The 7,729-nt window shown below is 74.3% G+C and carries 6 protein-coding genes; 3 read left to right on the top strand and 3 right to left on the bottom strand.

Going from position 1 to position 7,729, the window contains the following annotated elements; genetic code table 11:
* Nucleotides 1-80: 80 nt before the first annotated feature.
* Nucleotides 81-965 carry a hypothetical protein gene (locus ACF1AK_RS00295; RefSeq protein WP_391496539.1) on the top strand — a complete coding sequence of 295 codons (885 nt, stop codon included), beginning with the start codon at nt 81-83 and terminating at the stop codon, nt 963-965.
* 46 nt (nt 966-1,011) lie between these two features.
* Here ACF1AK_RS00295 and ACF1AK_RS00300 read toward each other — a convergent pair whose 3' ends face one another.
* The 3 genes from ACF1AK_RS00300 to ACF1AK_RS00310 all read right to left on the bottom strand — a co-directional run bounded on the left by ACF1AK_RS00300 (nt 1,012) and on the right by ACF1AK_RS00310 (nt 3,803).
* The gene (locus ACF1AK_RS00300; RefSeq protein WP_391497320.1) at nt 1,012-1,581 is read right to left on the bottom strand and encodes a DUF4240 domain-containing protein; all 570 of its coding nucleotides are present in this window, start codon (nt 1,579-1,581) and stop codon (nt 1,012-1,014) included.
* Nucleotides 1,582-1,633: 52 nt separating this feature from the next.
* Entirely contained in the window at nt 1,634-2,698 is a 1,065-nt protein-coding gene (locus ACF1AK_RS00305; RefSeq protein WP_391496540.1) for a DUF4037 domain-containing protein, read from the bottom strand.
* Nucleotides 2,699-2,801: 103 nt separating this feature from the next.
* Entirely contained in the window at nt 2,802-3,803 is a 1,002-nt protein-coding gene (locus ACF1AK_RS00310) for a hypothetical protein (protein ID WP_391496541.1), read from the bottom strand.
* Between the two features lie 149 nt (nt 3,804-3,952).
* Here ACF1AK_RS00310 and ACF1AK_RS00315 point away from each other — a divergent pair, with 149 nt between their 5' ends.
* Nucleotides 3,953-5,077, top strand: coding sequence for an alpha/beta hydrolase (locus ACF1AK_RS00315; RefSeq protein WP_391496542.1), 1,125 nt, complete (start codon nt 3,953-3,955; stop codon nt 5,075-5,077).
* 123 nt (nt 5,078-5,200) lie between these two features.
* Nucleotides 5,201-7,615 carry an ArnT family glycosyltransferase gene (locus ACF1AK_RS00320; RefSeq protein ID WP_391496543.1) on the top strand — a complete coding sequence of 805 codons (2,415 nt, stop codon included), beginning with the start codon at nt 5,201-5,203 and terminating at the stop codon, nt 7,613-7,615.
* Nucleotides 7,616-7,729: the final 114 nt, after the last annotated feature.

Raw genomic sequence — 7,729 nt, forward strand, 5'->3', positions numbered from 1 at the left:
ACCGGCGCCCCATGCGGCACGATGGCCCCAGGCAACGCCGAGGGGGCACCATGTGGCAGGCGGAGAACGACCGTTGGGCGTTGGCAGCAGTCTGCCTCGTCTATCTCGCGATCGTCTTCCTCACCAGCCGGGGCTTCATCGCCGCCCCGCGCTACCGCCGGATGCAGGGCCGCATCGGTGAGGCCCGCGCCCGCACCACCGTGCTCGCGGCCGTCTCCCCGGACGACCCCGTGCGGCAGGCCGTGCTCGCGACGGTGACCGCCCGGCTGGACACGCTGGAGCACACCAACATGGTCGTGTGGCGGCTGTCCCCCAGGTCCTCCTGGGTGTTCTCGATCCCGCTGTCCAAACTGGCCTCCGCCTGGCGGGTGCTGCACAGCTGCGAGCGCGACCTGATGCGGCTGCTGCCACCGGACGAGGCCGCCTCCCGGCTCGAAGCGCTGCAGCCGAGGTTGGAGGAAGCCGGACAGCCGCCCACCACCACGCTCGCCGCAGCCGCCGAGCACCTCCACGACCTGGAGGACACCGAGGCCGAGCGCGAGTACGAGCAGCAGCGCGCCGCCCTCTGGCTGGCCACCATCGGGCTCGGCGCCGTCTATCTGATCGGCGTCACGCTGGCGCACCAGCCGACCATGATGCTCGGCGCGCTGGGCGGCTTCCTCTCCCCCGTGATCGGGGTGATGCGCTCCCAACGGCCGTCCTCCTGGGGCGTGCTGGTGCTGGCCCCGGTCGGCGGTGCGCTCGCGGCGATCGGCGGGATGCTGCTGGTGCGGATGCTCGCGGACCCGGAGCTCAACCTGCTCGGGCACGTCTTCCTCGACAACTCCTGGGACGCGCCGGACCGGCCGCTCGCCCTCGCCATCGCCTTGCTCTTCGGCTTCTCCGGGACCCTCTTCTCACGCCTCGCGCTGACCGCCACCGGGCAGCTCGTCGCCACCGGCTCACCGGCCGGGCGCCAGCCGTGACCGGTCGCCGGCACGCTGCGCGAAGCGTTGTGCCGAAAGCGAGGGCTTAGTCCAGGAAGATCGCGGCGAGGCGTGGCAGGCGGCGGCGCAGCTCGGCGTCGTCCGCGACGTCCCACCGGGCCCCGGCCGGCTCGGTCACGACGCGGAGCGGGCCGGCTTCCGGGGACGCCTCCAGCGCCTCGTCGAGCCCGTCCGGTTCACCGGTGAGACGCCGGTGGGCCCGGCGCGCCACCTGGTTGAAGTCCTCGTTCCCGATGAGCACGTCCCCGCCGTCGCGCACCGCGGGATGATCGGCGAGGGAGTCCGGATCCGCGAGCGCGCGCTCGTACCAGGGCCGGCCGAGCGAGATGAGGCCGTCGCGGAAGTCCATGAACCCGTCGTCGGACCACCAGCCTTCGATGAGGAACGCCGCCGCCCACAGGTCGAACCGGTAGGCCTGGTCGCGCAGCTGCCACTGCCGCAGGGAGAACCGGACGATCTCGGCGGGCGTGCGGCTCAGGAGCCGCTCCTCGCAGGCGCGGCCGATCGCCTCGCGCCGCTCGTCGAAGTCCGGCTCCCGTGCGTCGACTTCGGCGCACGCCCCGTCCAGCAGGGCCCAGAACTCCTCGGCATCCATCACGGCCCGAGTATGCCAGGCACGGACGTTCCCGCCGCACCGGTCGGCGTGCTCACGGGCCACCGCCGGAGCACCGGGCTCGCAGCAGGGCCGGCCGGGTCAGCGCGTCCGTGCTGTCGACCCACTGGTCGACCCCGCCCGTGAGCGGCCGGGACCGCAGCAACGGATCCGTCACCGTCGCGGCCAGCGCGCGGACGAAGCGGTCGGCGCGCAGGACGCGGTACGGGCGGGAGTGGTACGGCCGGGTGGCCGGGTCGACGGGCGGGGTGAGGCCGGTGGCGTTGTGCAGGGCGGCCACCGTCTCGTACGCGGCGCACAGGTGGCGTTCGCGTTCGGGGTACGTGCCGGCGGCCAGGGCGCCGCGCAGGGACGGGGTCAGCCGGGGCGCCACCGCGAGACGGGCGAACGCCGAGCCGAGCCACTTGCCGTAGGGGGCGTAGCGGCGTTCGAGGAGCAGGCAGAGCCGCATCAGGTCGCGGACCAGGCGGCCGGCGGTGACGGCGGAGCCGAGTTCGTCGCCGACCTCGGCGCAGCGGCCGGTGAACGCCTCCTCCTGGGCGATCCGCTGCCACTGGCAGGCGAGCAGGTGGCGCCAGACCTGGTCGGGGTACCAGGCCAGTGCCGCCCGGACGGCGGTGAGTTCGCCGGTGCCGTCGTGGAGGACGGCGCCGCCGGTGACCTCGGCGAGCCGCTGTTGGGGGAACCCGAGCCACTCCGCCGGCCCGAGGTCCCCGAGCGGGCCGCCGAGGCGGTCGGTGAGCCAGCCGGTGAGGTCGTGGACGGCGACGTGAGGGGTGACGGGTCCGTCGGGGTCGTCGCCCGTGCGGTAGCGGGTGGGCCGGCCCCGCAGCGTGTCGGGGAGGCGGTCGGCGAACAGGCGGGTGAGGGCGGGGCGCAGACGGGCGGCGTCCTCGGCCGGGAGGAAGAGGTCGAGGCGCGGGCCCCAGTCGTGGTCGGTGGAGCGCGGGGTGTCGAGGCCGAGCACCTCGGAGCCGGGGCCCACGAGGGCGGCGGCGTAGCGCAGCCCGGGGTGGGCGGCGGCGAGGAGCGGGCGGACGGCCTCCTCGTGCAGGAGGCGGGCGAGTTCGAGGCCGGGGACGAAGGGCGCGCTGGTCACCCGGTCAGCTTCGCGGGCGGGGCGGGGCGCCGTCCAACGGTTTGGAGGCACCCCGGGCCCCGCGGCCCGTGGTGCCTCCCTCCGTCCGTGCGTGCGCGCACCCCTACGGCTGCGGGAAGTTCTCCTCGTCCACGTCGCTGGTCTTGGCGTTGCCGCCGACCTTCGCGGTCAGCGTGATCGACCAGATCTGGTACGTCGTGCGGTCGGTCACGAAGTCCAGCGAGTCGTCGAACTTCGAGTAGCTGCAGTTCTGGGTGAACATCTTCAGCGTCGGGTCCCAGTCGACGCCGTCGGAGAAGAAGATGTCGTAGGTGCCGTCCTCGATGCCCTCGATGGACCCCTTCTTCCCCTTGACGACGTACAGCGAGTGGATCACCTTGCCGCCCTGGGAGAGCGAGACGACGGAGTCGGTGGTGCCGCCGGTGTTGTCGATGTTCAACTCGCCCTTGCCGCGCAGCTTGCCCTTGGTGACGAAGGTGTCGTTCTCCTTCGAGCGGGTCTGCTGCGGAGGCGTCTGCGGGACGGTGAAGTTGGTGGCGTACCCGGCGGCGGCCATCTCGGCGAGGGCGGCCGGGATCGCCTTGAGGCCCTCGGAGAGGCCGACCTGGGCGTAGGCGGAGCCGGTGGTGCAGAAGGCCTTGGACTTGATGTCGGTCCGGATCTTGCTGAGGTCGGTCGCGAGCTGCGACAGGGCCGTCACCAGCTGGCGCTTGGTGGTGCCGACGGTGGCCGGCGTGTCACTGAGGCCGAGCCCGCTGCTCGCGGAGTTGGCCGCGCTGGCCGCCTCCTGGAGACCGATCAGGAAGTTGTCCATGTTGGAGGCCGGGTTGATCTTGCCGAGCGCGGTGCTGACCGGGTCGACGTAACCGGCGAGCACCGGCCCGTACGGCGTGGGCGTCGGCGTCGGGGTGGGTGTCGGCGTCGGGGCCGGCAAGGCGCTGAAGCCGCCGTCGGACGGGCCGGACGACGACGAGGCCGCGCCGCCGGCCTCTCCCGAACCGCCGCTCGAACAGGCCGCAAGCAGCAATGCGGTGCCCACCGCAACGCCGGCCTTGGTGAAGGACTTCATGCCGCTCCCCCGGGTGCTCTCTCGGTGCTGATCCATGCACACTCCGTGCTCTCTGCTGTCCCCGCCGCCATGATTCCGATCCGACAAGACACGGTCAACAGGGCTCACTTGCAGCGCACCGAAGCGTAGCGGGGGCGTACGACGGAGCGCACGGAGCGGTCCCCGGCGTCAACTACCATCGGGACGTGCTCAGCCTCACGGGTGTCCCCCTCCAGATCGTCGCCTCCGTCATCGCGATCGGCGTCTTCGCCGCCACGATGTGGCTCTGGCCGAGATTCGGCGGCGGCGGCTGGAAGGCCTGGACCGGACGGATCGGCGCGTTCCTCGCCACCCAGATCGCGGTGCTCGTCGCCATGGGGCTGATCGCCAACGGCTACTTCGGCTTCTACAGCTCCTGGAGCGACCTGCTCGGCACCAACGGCAAGCCGGGCACGGTGGTCGACCACCAGCCGAACGCGGCCGCCTCCCTGGCCGTCACCGGCGAGAAGAACATGTACTCGGCGCAGGGCTCGGCCCGCGACCGCTCCGGGCTGATCCAGGAGGTCGCGGTCCGGGGCAGCGCGAGCGGCCTGAGCAGCGACGCCTTCGTCTACCTGCCGCCGCAGTACTTCCAGCCGGAGTACGCGCAGCGCAAGTTCCCGATGGCCCTGGTGCTGGCCGGCTACCCGGGCTCGGCGGAGAAGCTGATCACGCTGATGCAGTACCCGGCGTCCGCGCTCACCGCGATCGAGCAGCAGAAGCTGCCGCCGACCGTCCTGGTGCTGATGCGCCCGACCCTGTCCGGCAACCGCGACACCGAGTGCATGGACATCCCGGGCGGGCCGCAGGTGGAGACCTTCTTCACCAGCGACCTGCCGACGGCGCTGGCCGCCAACTACCGGATCGGCACCGACCCGGCCAACCGCGCGGTGATCGGCAACTCGACCGGCGGCTACTGCGCCCTCAAGTTCGCGCTCCGCAAGCCGGACGCCTACCGGTCGGCGATCTCGCTCTCCGGCTACTACACCGCGCCGATCGACGAGACCACCGGCGACCTGTTCGCGGGCAACGCCCAGCTGAAGCAGGAGAACGACCTGGTCTGGCGGCTGAAGAACAAGCCGGCCGAGCCGGTCGCGCTGCTGCTCGCCACCAGCTACGACGAGAACAACTACGAGGGCACCCAGGCCATGGTCAACGCCTTCAGGGCGCCGACCAAGCTCTCCACCATCACCCTCGACACCGGCGGCCACAACTTCCACACCTGGACCAGGGAGATCCCGCCCGCCCTGGAGTGGCTCGGCAGGCACCTGACGATGCCGCAGGCCGCCTAGCGGGCGGAAGGGGACGGGGCCCCAGGGCACCGGACGGCGGGAGCGGCACGGGGCCGGTCAATCACAGACGGCTCACACCCGGGTCTCACGGTCCTCTCAGACGGGCACCCGAACCTGGCGCCCATGACCACCACCAGCCACGTCCCACCGGCCGGCGAGCCCTGGCCGGAGGCCGGGGACCACCCGCCCCCGGTGCTGCCTCCCGCCCCCGTGCCGGAGGGGGCGGCCACCGCGCGGCCCGCCCCGCCGCCGCTGTTCCCGGAGCTCCCGCCGCCGCCCGCAGGGCCCCGGGGGCCGGCGTCCTGGGCGGCGCGGCTGCGCACCCTGCCGGGCCGGGCCCGGCGCGGGCGCCCCGACGACCCGCGCTGGGTGCGGCCCGCACTGCTGGCGCTGCTGGCGGCCACCGCCGTCCTCTACCTCTGGGGCCTGTCCGCCTCCGGCTGGGCCAACTCCTTCTACTCGGCCGCCGCCCAGGCGGGCAGCCAGAGCTGGAAGGCCTTCTTCTACGGCTCCTCGGACGCCGGGAACTTCATCACCGTCGACAAGCCGCCGCTCGCGCTCTGGCCGATGGCGCTGGCGGCGCGCGTCTTCGGGCTCTCCTCCTGGTCGGTGCTGGCCCCGCAGGCGCTGATGGCGGTGGCCACCACGGCGGTGCTGTACGCGACGGTGCGCCGGCGCTTCTCGCCGCTCGCCGGGCTCCTGACGGGCGCGGTGTTCGCGCTGACCCCGGTGGCGGCCCTGATGTTCCGCTTCAACAACCCGGACGCGCTGCTGGTGCTGCTGCTCACGCTGGCCGCGTACGGGCTGCTGCGGGCGGTCGAGGCGGCGGGCACCCGGTGGCTGGTGTTCACCGGGGTGATGTTCGGGCTGGCCTTCCTCACCAAGACCCTCCAGGCGTTCCTGGTGCTGCCCGCGTTCGCGCTGGTCTACCTGGTGGTGGCGCCGACCGGGCTGTGGCGCCGGGTGCGCCAGCTGCTGGCCGGCGCGCTGGCGATGGTGGTCGCGGGCGGCTGGTGGGTCGCGGTGGTCGAGCTGGTACCGGCCTCGGCCCGGCCGTACATCGGCGGCTCGCAGGACAACAGCTTCCTCTCGCTCACCTTCGGCTACAACGGCTTCGGCCGGCTCAACGGCCACGAGACCGGCAGCGTCGGCGGCGGGCGCAACCGGATGCCGGTCGGGGCCGAGACGGTCTTCGGCGCCGCCCCGGGCGGTGCGCCGGCCGGGGGTCCGCCCGGTGGGGCGGGCGGCGGCTGGGGCCGCACCGGCATCACCCGGCTGTTCGACGGCGACATCGGCGGGCAGATCGCCTGGCTGCTGCCCGCCTCGCTGATCCTGCTGGTGTTCGGCCTGTGGGCCACCCGCCGCCACGCCCGGACGGACACCGCTCGCACGGCGTTCCTGGTCTGGGGCGGCTGGCTGCTCTGCACCGCGCTGACCTTCAGCTTCATGTCCGGGATCTTCCACCAGTACTACACGGTGGCGCTGGCCCCGGCGGTCGCGGCACTGGTCGGCATGGGCGTCGACGGGCTGTGGCGGGCGCGGCACCGGCTGCCGTACGCGGCGGTGCTGGCCGGCACGCTCGCGGTGACGGCGGTGTGGGCGTACGTGCTGCTCGGGCGCAGCGCGGACTTCCTGCCGTGGCTGCGGCCGGCGGTCCTGGCGGGCGGGCTGCTCGCGGCGGTGGGGCTGCCGGTGGCCGGGCCGCTCGCGGCGCGGCTCGCGCGCCGGGCGGACGGCGGTCCGGCCGGGTCCTCGCGGCTCGCCGGGCGGCTGGCCGCGGTGGCGGGCCTGGTGGGTGCGGCGGCGGCGCTGGGCGGACCGGCGGCGTACGCGGTGGAGACCGTCAACACCCCGCACCAGGGCTCGATCGTGCTGGCCGGTCCGGCGGTGGAGGGCGGCTTCGGACCTGGCGGCGGCCGGCGCGGCGCGGGCGGCCCGGGTGAGTTCCCCGGCTTCCGCGGCGCCCAGCAGCCGGACGGCGGCCGGGGCAACCGTGTTCCCGACGGCACGGGCGGCTTCCCCGGCGCCCCCGGCGCTCCGGGTGCCCCGGGTGGCACGGACGGCGACGGGCCCGGCGGCACGGCCGGGGGCGGCATGACCGGCGGCCCCGGCGGCATGGGCGGGCTGCTGAACGGAACCAAGGTGAGCACCGAGGCCGCCGATCTGCTGGAGCGGGGCGCCGACGGCTACCGCTGGGCGGCCGCGACCGTCGGTTCGCAGAACGCCGCCGGCTACCAACTCGCCTCCGGCGTCCCGGTGATGGCCCTCGGCGGCTTCAACGGCAGCGACCCCTCGCTCAGCCTGGAGGCCTTCCAGCGGTACGTGGCGGAGGGCAAGGTCCACTGGTTCATCGCCGGCGGCTCGTTCCGCGTCCTCGGCGGCGAGGCGGGCGGCACCAACGCCGCTCCCGGCGGTCCGGGCGGCGAGGCCGGCCCCTCGCAGACCGCCCGGATCGAGGCCTGGGTGACGAGCCACTACACCGCCACGACGGTCGGCGGCGCGACCTTCTACGACCTCGGCCAACCGCCCCGCTCCTGACCCGGACGGGGGGGGGGGGGCGCCCGCGCGGCACCCCGGGGCCCCCCCCCCGCGGGCGGGGCGCGGGGGGGCCCCCGGCGCCCCGCGCGGGGCGGGCGGCGCCGCCCCCCCCCG

This window comes from Kitasatospora sp. NPDC015120 (assembly GCF_043080305.1).
GTDB lineage: Bacteria > Actinomycetota > Actinomycetes > Streptomycetales > Streptomycetaceae > Kitasatospora.

What these genes read in the sequence shown, in the direction of transcription:
- ACF1AK_RS00320 (WP_391496543.1), top strand. Translation starts at nt 5,201, where the DNA reads ATGACCACCACCAGCCACGTCCCACCGGCCGGCGAGCCCTGGCCGGAG.
- ACF1AK_RS00300 (WP_391497320.1), bottom strand. Translation starts at nt 1,581, where the DNA reads ATGGATGCCGAGGAGTTCTGGGCCCTGCTGGACGGGGCGTGCGCCGAA.
- ACF1AK_RS00310 (WP_391496541.1), bottom strand. Translation starts at nt 3,803, where the DNA reads ATGGATCAGCACCGAGAGAGCACCCGGGGGAGCGGCATGAAGTCCTTC.